The sequence below is a fragment of the Neobacillus sp. KR4-4 genome (assembly GCF_042136325.1).
Classification (GTDB): Bacteria; Bacillota; Bacilli; order Bacillales; family Cytobacillaceae; genus Neobacillus.
The window spans coordinates 102,967-119,411 of sequence record NZ_JBHHJU010000004.1 but is presented as its reverse complement, the minus strand read 5'-3'; the positions used below and the strand labels follow the sequence as shown (position 1 = coordinate 119,411).

The following is a 16,445-nucleotide window of genomic DNA, read 5'->3' as shown; positions in this document are numbered from 1 at the left end:
AAGGGAATGAACACTTATACATTACCGAATGAGCAAGGCCACTTCGGCATTTTCGGGGGAAGATTTGTCCCTGAGACATTGATGAAAGCAGTAATTGAACTTGGTGAAGCGTATGAAAGCGCGAAAAAGGATCCTTCCTTTCAAGTGGAAATTCAAGATTTATTAAAAAACTATGTTGGTAGAGAAACCCCATTGTATTATGCAGATAACCTAACAAGACATGCCGGAGGAGCTAAGATTTTTCTTAAAAGAGAAGATTTAAACCATACAGGCGCCCATAAAATTAATAATGCGATTGGGCAGGCACTTTTAGCCGTACGAATGGGAAAGAAAAAAATCGTCGCTGAAACAGGAGCTGGCCAGCATGGTGTAGCAACCGCGACCGTTTGTGCCTTATTAAATCTTGAGTGTATCGTTTTTATGGGTGAAGAAGACATCAAAAGGCAAGCTCTTAATGTTTTTAGAATGGAATTGCTGGGTGCAAAGGTTGTTAGTGTTACCTCCGGAAGCGCCACATTAAAGGATGCAGTTAATGAGGCGTTAAGATACTGGGTAGAAAATGTAGATGATACACACTATTTATTGGGATCTGTTATGGGGCCGCATCCATTTCCTCAGATGGTCAGGGATTTCCAAAGCGTGATTGGCAAGGAAACAAAACAGCAGTTTCAACTAAGCGAAGGGGCGCTTCCGGATGCCGTGGTAGCCTGTATTGGCGGCGGGAGCAATGCGATGGGGATGTTCTATCCATTTATCGAGGATGAAGAGGTTAATCTCTATGGTGTAGAAGCAGCTGGACAGGGTGTGGATACAAAGTACCATGCAGCCTCCTTAACAAAAGGAAGTCCGGGGGTATTACATGGAGCACTCATGTACCTTTTACAAGACCAGGATGGTCAAGTTCAAGAAGCACATTCTATTTCGGCCGGGCTAGATTATCCTGGTATTGGACCGGAGCATAGCTATTTACATGATATTGGCCGTGCAAAATACCATTCGATTACTGATAAAGAAGCGCTAGACGCTTTTCAGCTTCTTTCTAAACTTGAAGGAATCATTCCAGCACTTGAGAGCGCGCATGCCATTGCCTTTGCAGTGAAGCTAGCTGCAGAAATGGACGAATCCCAAAAAATTGTAGTGTGCTTATCAGGGCGCGGTGATAAAGATGTTGATACGGTGAAAACACGTTTAAGAGAGGAGAGATAAGAAATGAACCGTTTTGAAAAAACTTTTGCATCTTTGAAAGAGAATAATAGAAAAGCGTTTGTCCCTTACATCATGGCAGGAGATGGCGGGCTGGAATGCTTGGTTGATCGCCTTCAATTATTAGAGAAATTTGGTGCAACGGCCATTGAAGTGGGGGTTCCATTTTCGGATCCAGTGGCCGATGGACCAACCATCCAGCAAGCGGGAATTAGATCACTTGGAAATGGTACAACGCTTAAAAGTATTATTACAGAACTAGGAAAGGCACGAAAGGAAATTAATGTTCCTATCCTGCTTATGACTTATTTAAATCCAATTTATCGCTATGGAATCAATGAATTTGTCCAAGATGTACGGAATGCAGGTGTGGACGGGTGTATTATTCCTGATTTACCGATCGAAGAGGAAGGAATTATTACACCGCAGCTAGAAGAAGCTGAAATAGAATTAATTCGGCTTGTCACACTCACAACACCAATTGAGCGAATCAAAACCATTGCAAATAAGGGCAAGGGATTTTTATACACGGTTACAATTAAGGGGATTACAGGTGTGAGAAATGAATATGATTCGGAATTGAATCAATTCTTACAGAATGTAAAAGCTCTAAGTCCAATCCCTGTCTTGGCGGGCTTCGGTATTTCAAGCCAAGAACAGATAGTAGACTTAACAAAGCACTGTGATGGAGTTATAGTTGGCAGTAAAATTGTCGATCAATTTCATAACGGAAAACTGGATGAGATGGAAAAGTTAATGTCTGTTTTTAAACCAATATCCAAAATGGTGTAACCGCACAGATTAATCGTCTTTCCTTGAATGCAAGGGATGTTTCCTGTATAATAGATACGTAATTGACATGAGTTTACTTTTTTTCGAAACTTCCCGTTGTGGAAGTTTTGTTTGTTTTCTAATAGATATTTTAATGTAATCATTAAGAGTAATTTTTTAAGGAGCGTAGATGATATGAAAGAAATGACGGTCGAAGAGCTTTTCGCGACAAAGAACCCAGTAATCATTGATATACGCTCACCAATTGAGTTTAAGGATGGCGCAATTCCAGGAGCGATTAATGTACCATTATTCACAGATGACGAACGGCAAGTAATCGGCACAATTTATAAACAAGAAGGACCTGCAGTTGCAAAATGGAAGGCAATGGAAATTGTTTCTCCTAAAATTCCTGACCTATTGCACACGATAAAGAATACCATTTCCAATGATACCGAGCTGATTATCCATTGTTGGCGAGGTGGGATGAGAAGTAAAGCAGTGGTCACGTTTCTCGAGTTTGCAGGTATTTATGCTAGTAGGCTAGTTGGTGGATATAAAGAGTACCGTCACTATATTCTTGAACAGTTACCAACAATGCTTCCCGGCAAAGCTGTTGTCCTTCATGGACTAACAGGGGTTGGGAAAACAGAGGTCTTAAAAATCTTAAAAAAAAGAGGCTATCCAATTTTAGATCTTGAAGAGATGGCAGGGCATCGCGGTTCGATATTCGGAACAATTGGCCAGGGGGATGGTCATAATCAAAAAACATTTGACTCCTTACTATTCAAAGGGCTTACCGAAATAAAGGGTGCTGAATTCTTTCTCGTGGAAGCAGAAAGCAAAAGAATCGGAAAAGCAGTCCAAACCGAGGAACTAATGGATAAAAAGATGAGAGGTATTAATATCAACCTAAATACCTCGATTGAACAAAGGGTAGCACATCTTGTGGCGGAATATGTACATCCTTATCAGAATGAGCCATGGTATTTTGATAAGATTTCTGATGGGATTGAAAAAGTGTTAAGACGTATTAAAGCGATTGACATCAGAAATTCACTTATCCAAGCGTTATCTGATCGAAATTATCCGGATATGATTCGCAATTTACTTGAACACTATTATGATCCAAGGTATGACCATGCGAAACAAGAGTATGAAGGGGAATTCATTGAGATTTTTGCTGATAATCCAGTGGAGGCAGCGGAAAAGATTGCAGGAGTACTTAAAGAATTATCCTTTTATCCTAACGCGTTTACAAGTAATGAGGTGAAAATGAAAAACCGCTGAATCCTTTCAGCGGTTTTTTCGTGTTACCGATTTTTAAATGGTTTTAGGCCGCGGCGTTTGATTTCATCTTTTAAAATCTTAATCCATTCTTTTTCCTTGTCAGACTTTAATGCATCCCGATACGAAACAACTAATTGCTCATTACTCATAATTTTCATACTTATGAATGCCTCCTCAAGAAAATGGATTGAATATTCAGTTTTTATAATTGTAATGGTTTTTTGACCATTTGAGAACCCAAAATTAATAAAATTTTTAAATAGTTCACAATTTCTTAATGCATTGATTTTGTTGCGCACCACCAGCCATTTTGATTATACTAGGAGTGGGACAAAGAACGAAAGGAAGGGTGCAGCAATGATTCATCTATCATGGCGTGATCGTGAAACTATCAAAAAAATAAAATGCGTTCATACGGATGCCAAAAAATATCTTGTCAATAATGCTTTAACGGCTGGGAAAGTCTATGATGTAAAAAATGAGACTGAAGAATTTTATTACATTGTTGATAATACAGGAAAAGTAGGCGGCTTTAACAAGGAATATTTTCAAGATGCATAAAAGGAGGACTGTGGAGCAAAGCCCGCAGTCTTTTCTTATGAAAAAGGGGGAGAATGATTAATGACTAAATTATGGAGCGATCTATTTTCGTTACAAGGGGAAACGGTAAAATTAATTCCTGTCAGTATGGATCATTTAGACGGTTTGTGGGAAGCAGCGGAACCAGATGAAATCTGGACGTATATGGCGACAAAAATTCGCTCAAAAGAGGATATGGAACGAATGATAGACGCTGCCATAAAGGCACGTGAACATGGAACAGATTATACCTTTACGGTTGTAGACAACAATGAACATATCATTGGGAGCACACGATTCTTAGATATACTCCCAAACCATAATAGTGCGGAAATTGGCTCGACGTGGTATCACCCGAATGTATGGCGGACCAAAGTAAATACTGAATGTAAATTTCTTTTATTAAGACATGCATTTGATGTTTGGAACCTTACTCGTGTTCAATTAAAAACGGACTCTCGAAATATAAGATCCCAAAAGGCGATTGCAAGAATCGGTGCCGTGAGAGAAGGAGTATTACGGAAAGATCGGATTATATCAGATGGATATGTAAGGGATACAGTATTTTTTAGTATCCTTCATGATGAATGGGCTGAGATAAGCACCCAATTAAAAGGCAGGTTGCAAAGGTAAGAAAACTGTCAAATTAATGGCAAATAACTACCCAAAAAAAGAAGCATCCAAGGACGCTTCTTTTTCAATCTGACTATTTTTGTTTGACTTGAACTTTTGGTGTCTTATTGGTTTGATAAAGACTTTTACTAATCATTGTTTGAATAATCAGGAACGTACCACCGACTACCCAATAAAGAGGAAGGGCTGCGGGTGCGTTAAATGAAAACATAACAATCATTAATGGGGAGAGTAAACCCATATATTTCATTTGGTCTGCCTGGGCGGAAGGCATATTTGACTGAGAAACTTTAAACTGGAAGTAGTAAATAACCCCGGCAATAATCGTAATAATGATGTCAGGATTTCCTAGGCTGAACCATAAAAACTCATGAGTTTTTATCTCTTCTGAACCACGAATCGCATAATAGAAACCAGTTAGAATAGGCATTTGGATTAGCAATGGAAGACAGCCCATATTTAATGGATTAACCCCATGTTTTTTATAAAGTCCCATCATTTCTGCTTGAAGTTCCTGCTTTTTCTTTGGATCCTTTTCGGTTTTCATTTTAGTCTGAATGACATCCATTTCAGGCTTTAACACATCCATTTTTTCCTTCATCGCCATTTGATTTTTATACTGCCTTAACATAAGCGGCATTAGGGCAAGCCTTATAATCAGAGTAACAAGAATTATGGACAAACCATAATTTCCATTAAAAAGTTCCGCTAAATAATGTATAAAATTTGAAAAAGGTTCGACAAAGTAAGTATGGAAAAATCCACTATTGTTGTTTCCACTTTTTGGTTGGGACGAACATGCAGATAATAATAAAGTCGTTAAAGCTAACATTGTTACAAAAATAATAGAAGATCGTTTGTTTTTCATATTTCCTCCTAGAATGGTTTATTAATTTTTATGGACAAAAAAGGGAGGAAACAGGTTCTTCAGAATCATCCTGTGAATATTCTTTTCTACGAAAATATATAACAATTCTTTTCAGAATAAAGCTGCCATTTAAACAACTTTTCTTAAGATAAAGTACCAATGGGTGAATAATATTTGTCCTTGCTGGATCAGATAAGGAACCAACAAAAGAATATTCCACACTCCATGCCCATAATAACTTTAAAGCAATTCCTAAAAAAATACTTACATAAAGAGCGTTAAGGGCATTTATATCTGAACTGTCGATAAGCAATTGAAACAAATATTATCACCTCACTTAAATGTCAATGATATGAGTATATAGGAGATAAGGTAAAGAATCAATTTAATACTTGCCAAAATGCCAGATTATGAAGATATTTACTTATTGGCCAATAGGATAAGTATTAAAGTTTCCAAATTATGCACAGTATCTAAAAACACTGATTCAAACCGAATCAGTGTTTTTGGATTGGTGCATTCCAGTGTGCAGTTATTTTTTTATTGGCAAACTCCACATTTTCCTCTGTGGGCGGCTCAATAGAATGGAGTTGATATTCATGTCCGAGTGCTTCCCACTTATAAACACCGAGTTTGTGGTAGGGAAGAATTTCAATCTTTTGGACGTTATTAAGTGTCCCAATAAATTCACCAAGTTTTGTTAAATCATCAGGATCATCTGTTATCGTTGGAACGAGCACGTGGCGAACCCAGATAGGAACATGATGATTGGATAAGAATGTTGCAAATTCAAGAATATGATCATTAGCCATTCCCGTTAATTGAATATGTTTTTTCCGGTTAATATGTTTCAGATCCAATAGGATTAAATCAGTATACTGGAGCAATTCCTCTAATTGGTCAACAAAAAGCTTTGAATGAGAGAAGCAGCCACCGGAAGAGTCAATGGTCGTATGAATCCCTTTCTTTTTACATTCCTTAAATAATTCTGTTAAGAAAGGGATTTGCAGCAAGGGTTCACCACCGCTCACTGTAATTCCACCACCAGAAGACTGAATAAAAGGCAGATAGGACATAAGATCATCCATGATATCGGAAACAGTCATTTCTTTGCCGCTGCCAATTTCCCACGTATCAGCATTATGGCAAAACTGGCACCGCAATAGGCAGCCTTGTGTAAAAATAACATAGCGGATACCTGGTCCGTCGACTGTACCTAATGTTTCAATTGAATGAATATTTCCGTTCATGATGATGATCCCCCTTGGTTTACCAGGGACCCCCGATTAAAGGGCCCCTGTTGGTTTGTTTGATTATAGAGACTCGTGGAATGTTCGATTAATAACGTCTAACTGTTGTTCTTTTGTTAATTTAATGAAGTTAACTGCATATCCAGAAACACGGATTGTTAATTGTGGGTAAAGCTCTGGGTGTTCCATTGCATCAATTAATGTTTCGCGATTAAAGACGTTAACGTTTAAGTGATGACCTGATTTAATAGCATATCCATCTAGGATTGAGACAAGGTTACGGGTTTGGCTTTCTTCCTCTTTACCTAATGCTTTAGGCACGATTGAGAAGGTATTTGAAATTCCATCCATCGCATAGTTGTATGGAAGCTTCGCAACTGAAGATAGTGAAGCTAGTGTTCCTTTTGTGTCACGGCCGTGCATCGGGTTAGCACCTGGTGCAAATGGTTCTCCCATACGACGTCCATCAGGTGTATTACCGGTTTTCTTTCCGTAGACTACGTTAGATGTAATCGTTAAGATAGATAGTGTGTGAACAGAATCACGGTAAGTTTGGTGCTTACGAAGCTTTTTCATAAAGGTTTTAAGCACTTCCACAGCAATCGCATCGACTCGGTCATCGTTGTTTCCGTATTTAGGGAAGTCCCCAGTTGTTTCGAAATCAACCGCAAGACCATTTTCATCACGGATTACCTTGACTTCACCGTATTTAATCGCACTTAGTGAATCAGCGACAACGGAAAGACCAGCGATACCTGTTGCCATCGTACGAAGAATCTTAGTGTCGTGTAAGGCCATTTCAATTCTTTCATAGCTGTATTTATCATGCATATAGTGAATGACATTTAAGGTGTTGATATAAAGACCAGCAAGCCATTCCATCACAAGATCGAATTTTTGCATGACTTCTTCATAGTTTAATACTTCGGATGTAATTGGCTGATATTGTGGTCCCACTTGTATTTTTAATTTTTCATCTACGCCGCCGTTAATAGCGTATAGGAGTGCTTTTGCAAGGTTAGCACGGGCACCAAAGAACTGCATTTGCTTACCAATTTCCATTGCTGAAACACAGCAAGCAATTCCATAGTCATCCCCATATTCTGGGCGCATAATATCGTCGTTTTCATATTGAATCGAGCTAGTTTTGATGGACATTTTCGCACAATATTTCTTAAAGTTTTCGGGTAACTGTGGTGACCATAAAACTGTTAAGTTTGGTTCTGGTGCAGCACCTAAGTTGTCTAATGTATGCAGGAAGCGGAATGAGTTTTTCGTTACTAGGGAACGACCATCATTTGCCATACCGCCGATTGATTCTGTTACCCATGTAGGGTCTCCACTGAATAATTCATTATAATCTGGTGTGCGGGCAAATTTTACAAGACGAAGCTTCATAATAAAGTGGTCGACTATTTCTTGTACTTCTTCTTCGGTTACTGTTCCGTTTTTCAAATCTCTTTCTACGTAAATATCTAGGAATGTTGACACGCGGCCAAGGCTCATCGCGGCACCGTTTTGTTCCTTAATCGCTGCTAAGTATCCAAAGTACACAAATTGGAATGCTTCAGCCGTATTTTTAGCTGGTTGACTAATATCAAATCCATAGCTGCTTGCCATTTCCTTTAGTTCTTTTAAAGCACGAATTTGTTCAGCAAGTTCTTCACGAAGGCGCATATTATCTTCAGTCATTACTTTGCTAGTGTTCTTTTGGTCCTTTTGCTTTTCTTGGATTAAGAAATCAACACCGTAGAGAGCAACGCGGCGATAATCCCCAATAATGCGGCCGCGGCCATAAGCATCAGGAAGACCGGTAATAATTGCAGCTTTACGAGCAAGCATCATTTCATCTGTGTAGGCATCGAAAACACCTTGATTGTGAGTTTTACGGAACTCAGTAAAGATTTTTTCAATTTCAGGGTTTAATTGGTACCCATAAGCTTCACAAGCTGCTTTCGCCATACGGATCCCACCAAATGGCTGCATGGAACGATTAAACGGTTTATCGGTTTGTACACCAACAATTTTTTCAAGGTCTTCGTTAAGGTAACCAGGTCCATGGGAAGTTATTGTAGATACGGTTTCAGTGTCCATATCCAATACGCCGCCCTTTTCGCGCTCTTGTTTGGTTAATTCCATTACCTGTGCCCAAAGTTTAGTGGTAGCTTCTGTAGGACCTGCTAAAAATGAATCATCTCCTTCGAAAGGAGAAAAATTATTAAGGATAAAATCGCGAACGTTAACTTCTTTTGACCAAGCACCTTTTGTAAATCCAGTCCATTGTTCCATTAGTAATCACCTCATATTTTTTATAAAACAATATAACAGTTTGGTTGTTTCTTCTATAAATTGAGTATAACAGGTTTTTTGTGAAAAAAGGCACGTATATTAGTAACAATTGTTAACGTTTTGTGAAGTCTTATTTAAAGGGGATAATTAGTAATGTCTTCAGATTGTTAATATAGTTTTATAGAATCAATTTTCAAACTGTACTATAATTATCTTCGTGAATTTCAAAACTGTTATATATGAAGAAATTTATAAAAACAAGGTGTTAACATTAAAAAAGATTGAAACAGCAGTTCTTTTATCATGAAAAAAAACAGGAGAAGAATCCCCTGTTTTTAATCCACTACTATATAAGCAATCATTGGACCATTATGTGAGCGATCGGAATGGACTTCACAAATTAACCGATACGTACCTTCTTTTTCAAATTGTAAGGGAACAATTGTTTCTTCGCCCTTTTTGACGGTCCCTTTTATTTTAGTTCCTTCTATATAAAAGGGGTGCTCTTCACCGTTGATTCCGCTAATAAATAACCTTACTTTTTCACCTTTCTCTAAAAATACTGTCCCGGGATCCCAGCGATAAGCCTCCATTTCTTTTCCATTTTTCATTTTCGTACTGAATTCTGCAGTAACCATGTGAATTTCACGGATATCTTTCGATTGCTGATTAAAAACAGTTATATCCCCGGCTTTTAACATGAACCAGGCTGACAGGGAGAAAAGTACAACCCCTATTGCAACAAAGAATAGAAGTGTTTCCTTTTTAAAGACTAAAAATTTCATTTCGTACCCCCTCATAAATTTGTCCTACTTTATACTTATGCTAAGTGGGGGAGAAAACTTGTCTATTATTTTGTGAGATTTGAGTTGTTTTGGTTACCACTTATACCTTCAAACATGGTTGAACATAAATAAAAATGTCTAGAATAAGAAGTAACACCCTATAGAGTGAGATAATTTTTCTTTGTTTTTCTATTAGAAAAGTTTATAGTAAAAACAGGAAATGTGTTTCTATGTAAATTAGATGTTGCTAATTAATTCGCAAATAATTAGGTGGTTAGCTTGTTGGGGATTAGAAAAGAAAGAATATTAAAGGCGCTAAAATTTATTTTTCCATTGTTACTGTTAATCTTTGCAATTGTCGAAATCAAAAAATTTACTCAAAACATAAATATGGACTTACTTAAGGAAGAACTAAGTCAACTTGATATGGGGCGCCTTCTATTTATATTATTTATCACCTTTATAGCTGTCTTACCCATGTTGCTTTACGATGTGGTTCTAGTACGAATATTAAAATTAAAAGTTCCAATCAGAGATTTATTAGAGCAATCATTTATTGCTAATTCGTTTTCAAATTTAATTGGCTTTGGTGGAATAATCGGGGCAATGTTACGGACATATTTCTTTCATAAGCACGAACCGGACAAGCGCAAACTTTTAGGGGTTATTGCATCCGTATCATTATTTTATTTAACTGGTATTTCGGTGCTCTCATGGATTGTCACAAACAATTTTCGTAACTTTCCGTTGTTTGTTGACACAAAATGGCTCTATTTTGCAGTGGTGGGAGTTGGTTTATATTTACCACTATTTTTATTTATACATATCTTAAAATCAAGAAAAGGAAGTCCATCTCTAGTTAGTGCCAATAGTACCTTGAAGCTAATTATGATATCCATTATCGAATGGTTTGCAGTATTTTTAGCCATTTGGATTTTATGCCGGACTCTAGGAATTTCTATCTCTGCAGCAAATCTTTTTCCTGTTTATATTGTAGCTGCATGTGCCGGTATTATTAGTATGATCCCCGGCGGCTTAGGTTCTTTTGATTTGGTATTTATTTGGGGGATGCAAGATTTACATTTCTCTGAAGAAAAGGTACTTGTATTATTATTATTTTATCGGGTTGGCTATTACTTTCTCCCATTTTTTATTAGCCTAGTTTTCTTTATTAAGCTTTATTGGAAAAAATGGAATCAAACTTGGAATGATCTTCCTAAAGCCGTGGTACAAAGATTAAGTCATGTCATTTTAACCATGCTGGTTTTCCTTTCTGGTCTAATCCTGCTCTTATCAGCTAGTGTGCCTGGAATTATGTCCCGGTTAAAGGTTGCACAAGAACTTTTATCCTTTCCAATTATTAATGTTTCGCACCAATTATCTGTTGCCGCTGGATTTTTACTATTAGGTTTATCTCGGGGAATTGAGTATAGTGTTAAGCGAGCGTACGAACTAACGATGTTCGCTTTAATACTGGCCGCATTGTTCTCTATCTTTAAAGGAATTGATTATGAAGAAGCGATCTTTTTAATTATTGTCGCTTTGTTGCTCCGGATGTCAAAAGGTCAATTTTATCGAGAGAGTTATGTGTTAACTTGGGGAAAAACGATTTTTGATATAATGATTATTCTTGTAATTACATCAATGTATCTCGTAATTGGTTATCTGAATTTACCGATTTCTAAAATAGAAATACCACCCAAACTTTTACCCTATGTAATAGTTGATTATCACGATTTATTTATGAGTGCGGCAATTGGGCTTGTTATCGCACTATTCATTCTTATGTTTGGATATTTAATCAGTTTGCCGAAAAGTTGGATTTTAGAGCGATCTGTAAACCGTGAAAAAGATATTGTTGACCATTTATCGAAGTATCAAGGTAAGGTGTTATCGCATTTAATCTTTTTACATGATAAATTTATATTTTGGAACAGTCAAAAGAATGTATTAATTTCCTTTCAGCGATTTGCAGATAAGCTGGTCATTCTTGGAGATCCCATAGGGGAAAAAGACGAAATATCAAATGCAATAGAGGAGTTTCAGGAAATTGCTGATTTACATGGCTATACGCCTGTTTTTTATCAAGTTAGTGATGATATGCTTCCTTATCTGCATGGGCATGGTTTTGCTTTTTTTAAGTTAGGTGAAGAGGCATTTGTAGATTTGAAATACTTTTCTTTATCAGGATCCAAAATGAAAGGGTTGCGTGCATTACGAAATAAATTTGTTCGTGCTGATTATTCATACGAGATTATAACCCCTCCACATTCAATAGACCTTTTAGAAGAATTAAGAGAGATATCTAATGAATGGCTGCAAGGAAGAGAGGAAAAAGGTTTTTCACTAGGTTTCTTTTCTGAGGATTATTTAAATAAGGCACCAATTGCGATTGTAAGAAATGAACAAAAGCAGATTCTTGGTTTTATGAGCATTATGCATGTATATGATGATTATCAAACGATTTCTGTTGATTTAATGAGGTTTAAACCAGAAGCCGCATCAGGTGCAATTGATTTTCTTTTTTTGTGTTTATTTGATTGGGCAAAAGAACAAGGGTATGCTCGTTTCAATATGGGCATGGCACCATTGGCAAATGTAGGACTCTCAAGATTCTCATTTTTAAGCGAAAAAATTGCTGCGCAAATTTTCCTGCATGGCCATTTTTTTTACCACTTCCAAGGTCTGCGTAAATTTAAAGAAAAATATACAAACATTTGGGAACCCAAATACTTGGCATACCGGAGAAAATCATCATTACCGATGATCATGGCGCAAATTACTATGCTTATATCAAAAAAAAGAAACTAGTCCAATTTTCGGTTGGTGTGATACCAGCCGATTTTTCTATTTCTGTAATTGACTTCCCAATAGATATCCTAATTTAATCTATTATTTTGCAATACAATCTGTTAAGATTTAATAGGAAATAATGTAAAAGTTGGGTGTTATTTAATGAAAAAATTTGTATCCGTTATCTTTGTAATCCTACTTGTTTGTTCGAACCATTTAAGCCCGATAGCTGCTAATAATGGACAACCTAACCTAAAAAGTAAAGGGGCTATACTTTTAGATTCTGATACGGGTGCCGTTCTGTATGCAAAAAATGCAGATAAAAAGATGTACCCTGCAAGTCTAACGAAAATAGCCACAGCAATTTATGCGATTGAAAAGGGCAATTTGAATAGCATGGTTACGGTTAGTGGCAATGCAGTGAGGCAAGATGGAACAAGGGTTTATTTAGAAGAAGGGGAAAAGATCACTTTAAAGCAATTAATCCAGGGAATGTTAGTTAATTCAGGTAATGATGCAGCTGTAGCCATTGCAGAACACATAGATGGAAATGTCGAACAGTTTGCTGTGCATTTGAATACCTATTTAAAAACAACTATAGGTGTTAACCACACCCATTTTATCAATCCCAATGGTTTGTTTGATAAGAACCATTATACCACGGCAAGGGATATGGGGATTATAACTAATTATGCAATCAAGAATCCTGTCTTTGCAGAAATCTTTGGTACGAAAGTACTAAAGTGGAACGGGAAATCTTGGAAAACGAATATCCTGACCCACCATAAAATGCTGAAAGGGGAGTTTGCCTACTCAGGAGTAACTGGAGGGAAAACAGGATATACAGTTAAAGCAAAACAAACACTGGCTACCACTGCAGCTAATCCGAAAATAAGGCTGACTGCTGTGGTTCTAAACTCTGAACTGCCAAGAGATAAATATGATGATACGGCCAGCTTGTTTAATTATGGTTTTAAAAACTTTCAACATGCAACACTATTGCAAAGTGATATTTATAAATTAGACAATAAAGAATACTTCCCGGAAAAAAATACCTTAATTACAGAATCCACCAAAGGAAGTACAAGGGTATTAAATAATCAGGGAGTACTTGCTATTAAAAGTAATATTAATGGACAAGTAGTTCAGTTCGTTCCACTTAAATTCAAAGAACCAGTTCCTGTTAAGGTTGAAGTGAAAAATGAAACATCCTCTAAAAAGAAACAAAAAGAAAAGCAGTTATCCAATATTAATCTCATATATGGTGTAATAATTATTGCATTAATAGGGATTATAATTGGTTTTAAAAATAAACTTACTAGGAAATTTTAGAAAAATGAAAAAGCTATGATAAGTGAGGCCTTATCATGGCTTATTTTTGTGTAATATTGTTGCGAATAGCATTATAGCAAATAGAATTATACATAAAAGGTGAAAACAAAAAAGACTAAAGTATATCCTTTAGTCTTTGAGATTTGGATAAATTATTGTAGTCTGCTTTCAACTTGTTGACATACTTCGTCAGCGGATAGTCCGTTTGCGTCGATAACAGAACCCTTTGTACTGGTATCCTGCATACCCATTACATTGGAATCTAGTCCTGTAACAACACAACAATCGCAATTCTGGGCGTCCGACTCCTGCTTTAATTCAACTACATCATGTCCCTTTTCACGCAGAACTTGTTGAACTTGTGTAAGAGATTGTTCTACACCAATTTTTGCCATACAAAACACCTCCTCTTCTAGTTTATCTTGCCTCAGTTTATCTGAATTATTCGGAATAACTAGCATTAATCCTCCAAAAACTAATAGGGGAGGTGTACAAATATGGGAAAACGTAAAAAGGATCCATCAACGATAGGCTTGGCTTCCTCTCAAGTGGAGGGACAAGGAACAACAACAACTGAGACAGGTTCTAGAACAGAACCTTCATCAAGAAGAAAACAAAAGAGAAGCTAATGAAAAAGGGTCACCTCAATCGAGGTGACCCTTTTATCCCTATTTATACATTTCAGCTACTTGTTTTTGAATTTCATCATTTTCTAAATATTCATCATAGCTCATTTGTTTATCCATTAAGCCATTTGGAGTTAATTCAAAAATTCGATTAGCAATTGTTTGAATAAACTGATGGTCATGAGAAGCGAAGAGCAATGAACCCTTAAAATTAATTAATCCGTTATTCAATGCTGTGATTGATTCTAAGTCTAAATGGTTGGTTGGTTCATCTAATAAGAGAACATTTGCGCCGTTTAACATCATTTTAGAAAGCATGCAGCGAACCTTTTCTCCTCCGGAAAGGACACTTGCCTTTTTAAGCACCTCTTCACCAGAGAAAAGCATTCTACCTAAAAATCCACGTAAAAAGCTTTCACTGTCATCTTTAGGTGAGAATTGACGTAGCCAATCCACGAGATTTAAGTCGCTGTTTTCAAAGTAATCAGAGTTATCCTTAGGGAAATAAGCTTGTGAAGTGGTAATTCCCCATTTAAAGGTACCACTGTCTGCTTCCATTTCACCCATTAGAATTTTAAAAAGGGTTGTTTTTGCAAGTTCATTTGTACCAACAAGAGCAATTTTACCCCCCTTATTTACAAAGAAACTGATATTATCAAGGACCTTAACCCCATCAATGGTTTTTGTTAATCCTTCGACATGTAATAAATCATTTCCGATTTCGCGGTCTGGTGTAAAGCCAACAAACGGGTACCGGCGCGAGGATGGCCTGATATCATCCAGAGTGATTTTGTCCAGTAACTTTTTCCTTGAAGTTGCTTGTTTAGATTTAGATGCATTTGCACTAAATCGTGCGATGAAAGCTTGCAATTCTTTAATCTTTTCTTCTTTCTTCTTGTTAGCGTCGGAAGTTAACTTGGATGCTAATTGGCTTGATTCATACCAAAAATCGTAGTTACCCACGTAGATTTGAATTTTACCAAAGTCAAGATCAGCGATATGTGTACATACCTTATTTAAAAAATGACGATCATGGGAAACAACAATTACAGTATTTTCAAAGTTAATTAAGAATTCCTCAAGCCATTGGATTGCTTTAATGTCTAAGTGGTTTGTTGGTTCGTCCAGTAGTAAAACGTCAGGTCTGCCGAATAAAGCCTGTGCAAGTAATACTTTCACTTTTTCTGAACCTGTCAATTCCGCCATTGTTTTATAATGAAGATCTTCACCAATACCAAGACCTTTTAAAAGGATGGCTGCTTCAGGTTCAGCTTCCCAGCCGTTTAATTCGGCGAATTCGCCTTCAAGTTCAGCGGCCTTCATACCGTCTTCATCTGTAAAGTTTTCCTTCATATAGATTGCGTCTTTTTCTTGCATGACTTCATACAGGCGCGTATGACCCATGATAACCGTCTTTAAGACCTCATACTCTTCATATTCGAAATGGTTTTGTTTTAACACAGCCATCCGTTCATTAGGTCCGAGCTGAACAGTTCCTGATTGTGCTTCAATTTCACCAGATAGAATTTTTAAAAAGGTTGATTTTCCTGCACCATTGGCACCGATTAGTCCGTAGCAGTTCCCAGGTGTAAATTTAATATTTACATCTTCAAATAATTTTCGGTCTCCATATCGTAAACCTACGTTACTTACAGTAATCATATTTAAAACATTCCTCCAAAACAAAATATCTACTGATTATACCATTAAAACAGAAGAAGAGCGAATTCTTTTCGTCAATAAAAAGTTTATAAGAAAAATTTTCTAAAAAAATTTATCCGATTTCATACTTTATTCATATTTTTGTTGTAGAATTGGGTATAGAAGCAAGTAAAAGAAGGTGTGAGATGGATGACAAAAAATCAACTAACTGAACTTGTTAACAAGTTAAAAAAGGCTGGTATTAAAGCGAGCTTAACCAAACCAAAATCCAATTACCTCTTGTCACTGCAGAAAATAAAAAATTACCCTTCTTCTGTGAATTAAATAACAAACATAAGCTAGGGACAAAATCTAGAAATTAAAA

At 36.7% G+C, this 16,445-nt stretch carries 17 protein-coding genes; 9 read left to right on the top strand and 8 right to left on the bottom strand.

All coding sequences use genetic code 11. The features are described 5' to 3' along the window. Positions 1 to 6: 6 nt before the first annotated feature. The 3 genes from trpB (at position 7) to mnmH (ending at position 3,264) form a co-directional block, all read left to right on the top strand. The gene (gene trpB / locus ACE198_RS05675) at positions 7 to 1,206 is read left to right on the top strand and encodes a tryptophan synthase subunit beta (RefSeq protein WP_375374941.1); all 1,200 of its coding nucleotides are present in this window, start codon (positions 7 to 9) and stop codon (positions 1,204 to 1,206) included. 3 nt (positions 1,207 to 1,209) lie between these two features. Then, the gene (gene trpA / locus ACE198_RS05670; RefSeq protein ID WP_098575001.1) at positions 1,210 to 1,995 is read left to right on the top strand and encodes a tryptophan synthase subunit alpha; all 786 of its coding nucleotides are present in this window, start codon (positions 1,210 to 1,212) and stop codon (positions 1,993 to 1,995) included. 174 nt (positions 1,996 to 2,169) lie between these two features. Further along, complete coding sequence (mnmH, locus tag ACE198_RS05665) at positions 2,170 to 3,264, top strand: tRNA 2-selenouridine(34) synthase MnmH (RefSeq protein ID WP_375374940.1); 1,095 nt, start codon at positions 2,170 to 2,172, stop codon at positions 3,262 to 3,264. A 23-nt stretch (positions 3,265 to 3,287) separates the two neighbouring features. Here mnmH and sda read toward each other — a convergent pair whose 3' ends face one another. After that, the gene (gene sda / locus ACE198_RS05660; protein WP_088088631.1) at positions 3,288 to 3,422 is read right to left on the bottom strand and encodes a sporulation histidine kinase inhibitor Sda; all 135 of its coding nucleotides are present in this window, start codon (positions 3,420 to 3,422) and stop codon (positions 3,288 to 3,290) included. A gap of 199 nt (positions 3,423 to 3,621) precedes the next feature. Here sda and ACE198_RS05655 point away from each other — a divergent pair, with 199 nt between their 5' ends. Both ACE198_RS05655 and ACE198_RS05650 read left to right on the top strand, forming a co-directional pair. Then, positions 3,622 to 3,825, top strand: a complete 204-nt coding sequence (locus ACE198_RS05655) for a DUF6501 family protein (protein ID WP_375374939.1) — start codon at positions 3,622 to 3,624, stop codon at positions 3,823 to 3,825. 60 nt (positions 3,826 to 3,885) lie between these two features. Next, on the top strand, positions 3,886 to 4,476 hold the full coding sequence (locus ACE198_RS05650; RefSeq protein WP_375374938.1) for a GNAT family N-acetyltransferase: 591 nt from the start codon (positions 3,886 to 3,888) through the stop codon (positions 4,474 to 4,476). 73 nt (positions 4,477 to 4,549) lie between these two features. On the opposite strand, the gene yidC is transcribed toward ACE198_RS05650, so the two are convergent. The 5 genes from yidC to ACE198_RS05625 all read right to left on the bottom strand — a co-directional run bounded on the left by yidC (position 4,550) and on the right by ACE198_RS05625 (position 9,668). Next, entirely contained in the window at positions 4,550 to 5,344 is a 795-nt protein-coding gene (yidC, locus tag ACE198_RS05645) for a membrane protein insertase YidC (protein ID WP_375374937.1), read from the bottom strand. Between the two features lie 28 nt (positions 5,345 to 5,372). After that, on the bottom strand, positions 5,373 to 5,666 hold the full coding sequence (locus ACE198_RS05640; protein WP_251462249.1) for a hypothetical protein: 294 nt from the start codon (positions 5,664 to 5,666) through the stop codon (positions 5,373 to 5,375). 175 nt (positions 5,667 to 5,841) lie between these two features. Continuing rightward, the gene (gene pflA, locus ACE198_RS05635; RefSeq protein WP_375374936.1) at positions 5,842 to 6,594 is read right to left on the bottom strand and encodes a pyruvate formate-lyase-activating protein; all 753 of its coding nucleotides are present in this window, start codon (positions 6,592 to 6,594) and stop codon (positions 5,842 to 5,844) included. A 63-nt stretch (positions 6,595 to 6,657) separates the two neighbouring features. Next, positions 6,658 to 8,883: a formate C-acetyltransferase gene (gene pflB, locus ACE198_RS05630; RefSeq protein ID WP_098574995.1), complete on the bottom strand. Its 2,226-nt coding sequence runs from the start codon at positions 8,881 to 8,883 to the stop codon at positions 6,658 to 6,660. Between the two features lie 335 nt (positions 8,884 to 9,218). Continuing rightward, entirely contained in the window at positions 9,219 to 9,668 is a 450-nt protein-coding gene (locus ACE198_RS05625; RefSeq protein ID WP_098574994.1) for a cupredoxin domain-containing protein, read from the bottom strand. Positions 9,669 to 9,950: 282 nt separating this feature from the next. Here ACE198_RS05625 and mprF point away from each other — a divergent pair, with 282 nt between their 5' ends. Together mprF and ACE198_RS05615 are read left to right on the top strand one after the other, a co-directional pair. Continuing rightward, positions 9,951 to 12,479 carry a bifunctional lysylphosphatidylglycerol flippase/synthetase MprF gene (gene mprF / locus ACE198_RS05620; RefSeq protein ID WP_375374935.1) on the top strand — a complete coding sequence of 843 codons (2,529 nt, stop codon included), beginning with the start codon at positions 9,951 to 9,953 and terminating at the stop codon, positions 12,477 to 12,479. A 144-nt stretch (positions 12,480 to 12,623) separates the two neighbouring features. After that, positions 12,624 to 13,793 carry a D-alanyl-D-alanine carboxypeptidase family protein gene (locus ACE198_RS05615; RefSeq protein WP_375374934.1) on the top strand — a complete coding sequence of 390 codons (1,170 nt, stop codon included), beginning with the start codon at positions 12,624 to 12,626 and terminating at the stop codon, positions 13,791 to 13,793. A 152-nt stretch (positions 13,794 to 13,945) separates the two neighbouring features. Here ACE198_RS05615 and ACE198_RS05610 read toward each other — a convergent pair whose 3' ends face one another. After that, the gene (locus tag ACE198_RS05610; RefSeq protein ID WP_098575037.1) at positions 13,946 to 14,188 is read right to left on the bottom strand and encodes a YkuS family protein; all 243 of its coding nucleotides are present in this window, start codon (positions 14,186 to 14,188) and stop codon (positions 13,946 to 13,948) included. A 102-nt stretch (positions 14,189 to 14,290) separates the two neighbouring features. On the opposite strand from ACE198_RS05610, the gene ACE198_RS05605 reads away from it, so the two are divergent. Beyond that, positions 14,291 to 14,422 carry a YuzL family protein gene (locus tag ACE198_RS05605; protein ID WP_098574991.1) on the top strand — a complete coding sequence of 44 codons (132 nt, stop codon included), beginning with the start codon at positions 14,291 to 14,293 and terminating at the stop codon, positions 14,420 to 14,422. Between the two features lie 39 nt (positions 14,423 to 14,461). Here ACE198_RS05605 and ACE198_RS05600 read toward each other — a convergent pair whose 3' ends face one another. Continuing rightward, positions 14,462 to 16,081 carry an ABC-F family ATP-binding cassette domain-containing protein gene (locus tag ACE198_RS05600; RefSeq protein WP_375374933.1) on the bottom strand — a complete coding sequence of 540 codons (1,620 nt, stop codon included), beginning with the start codon at positions 16,079 to 16,081 and terminating at the stop codon, positions 14,462 to 14,464. A 189-nt stretch (positions 16,082 to 16,270) separates the two neighbouring features. Between ACE198_RS05600 and ACE198_RS05595 the strand changes: the two genes are divergently transcribed. After that, positions 16,271 to 16,405, top strand: coding sequence for a hypothetical protein (locus ACE198_RS05595; protein ID WP_257148543.1), 135 nt, complete (start codon positions 16,271 to 16,273; stop codon positions 16,403 to 16,405). Positions 16,406 to 16,445: the final 40 nt, after the last annotated feature.

What these genes read in the sequence shown, in the direction of transcription:
- trpB (WP_375374941.1), top strand. Translation starts at nt 7, where the DNA reads ATGAACACTTATACATTACCGAATGAGCAAGGCCACTTCGGCATTTTC.
- trpA (WP_098575001.1), top strand. Translation starts at nt 1,210, where the DNA reads ATGAACCGTTTTGAAAAAACTTTTGCATCTTTGAAAGAGAATAATAGA.
- mnmH (WP_375374940.1), top strand. Translation starts at nt 2,170, where the DNA reads ATGAAAGAAATGACGGTCGAAGAGCTTTTCGCGACAAAGAACCCAGTA.
- sda (WP_088088631.1), bottom strand. Translation starts at nt 3,422, where the DNA reads ATGAAAATTATGAGTAATGAGCAATTAGTTGTTTCGTATCGGGATGCA.
- ACE198_RS05655 (WP_375374939.1), top strand. Translation starts at nt 3,622, where the DNA reads ATGATTCATCTATCATGGCGTGATCGTGAAACTATCAAAAAAATAAAA.
- ACE198_RS05650 (WP_375374938.1), top strand. Translation starts at nt 3,886, where the DNA reads ATGACTAAATTATGGAGCGATCTATTTTCGTTACAAGGGGAAACGGTA.
- yidC (WP_375374937.1), bottom strand. Translation starts at nt 5,344, where the DNA reads ATGAAAAACAAACGATCTTCTATTATTTTTGTAACAATGTTAGCTTTA.
- pflA (WP_375374936.1), bottom strand. Translation starts at nt 6,594, where the DNA reads ATGAACGGAAATATTCATTCAATTGAAACATTAGGTACAGTCGACGGA.
- pflB (WP_098574995.1), bottom strand. Translation starts at nt 8,883, where the DNA reads ATGGAACAATGGACTGGATTTACAAAAGGTGCTTGGTCAAAAGAAGTT.
- ACE198_RS05625 (WP_098574994.1), bottom strand. Translation starts at nt 9,668, where the DNA reads ATGAAATTTTTAGTCTTTAAAAAGGAAACACTTCTATTCTTTGTTGCA.
- ACE198_RS05615 (WP_375374934.1), top strand. Translation starts at nt 12,624, where the DNA reads ATGAAAAAATTTGTATCCGTTATCTTTGTAATCCTACTTGTTTGTTCG.
- ACE198_RS05610 (WP_098575037.1), bottom strand. Translation starts at nt 14,188, where the DNA reads ATGGCAAAAATTGGTGTAGAACAATCTCTTACACAAGTTCAACAAGTT.
- ACE198_RS05605 (WP_098574991.1), top strand. Translation starts at nt 14,291, where the DNA reads ATGGGAAAACGTAAAAAGGATCCATCAACGATAGGCTTGGCTTCCTCT.
- ACE198_RS05600 (WP_375374933.1), bottom strand. Translation starts at nt 16,081, where the DNA reads ATGATTACTGTAAGTAACGTAGGTTTACGATATGGAGACCGAAAATTA.
- ACE198_RS05595 (WP_257148543.1), top strand. Translation starts at nt 16,271, where the DNA reads ATGACAAAAAATCAACTAACTGAACTTGTTAACAAGTTAAAAAAGGCT.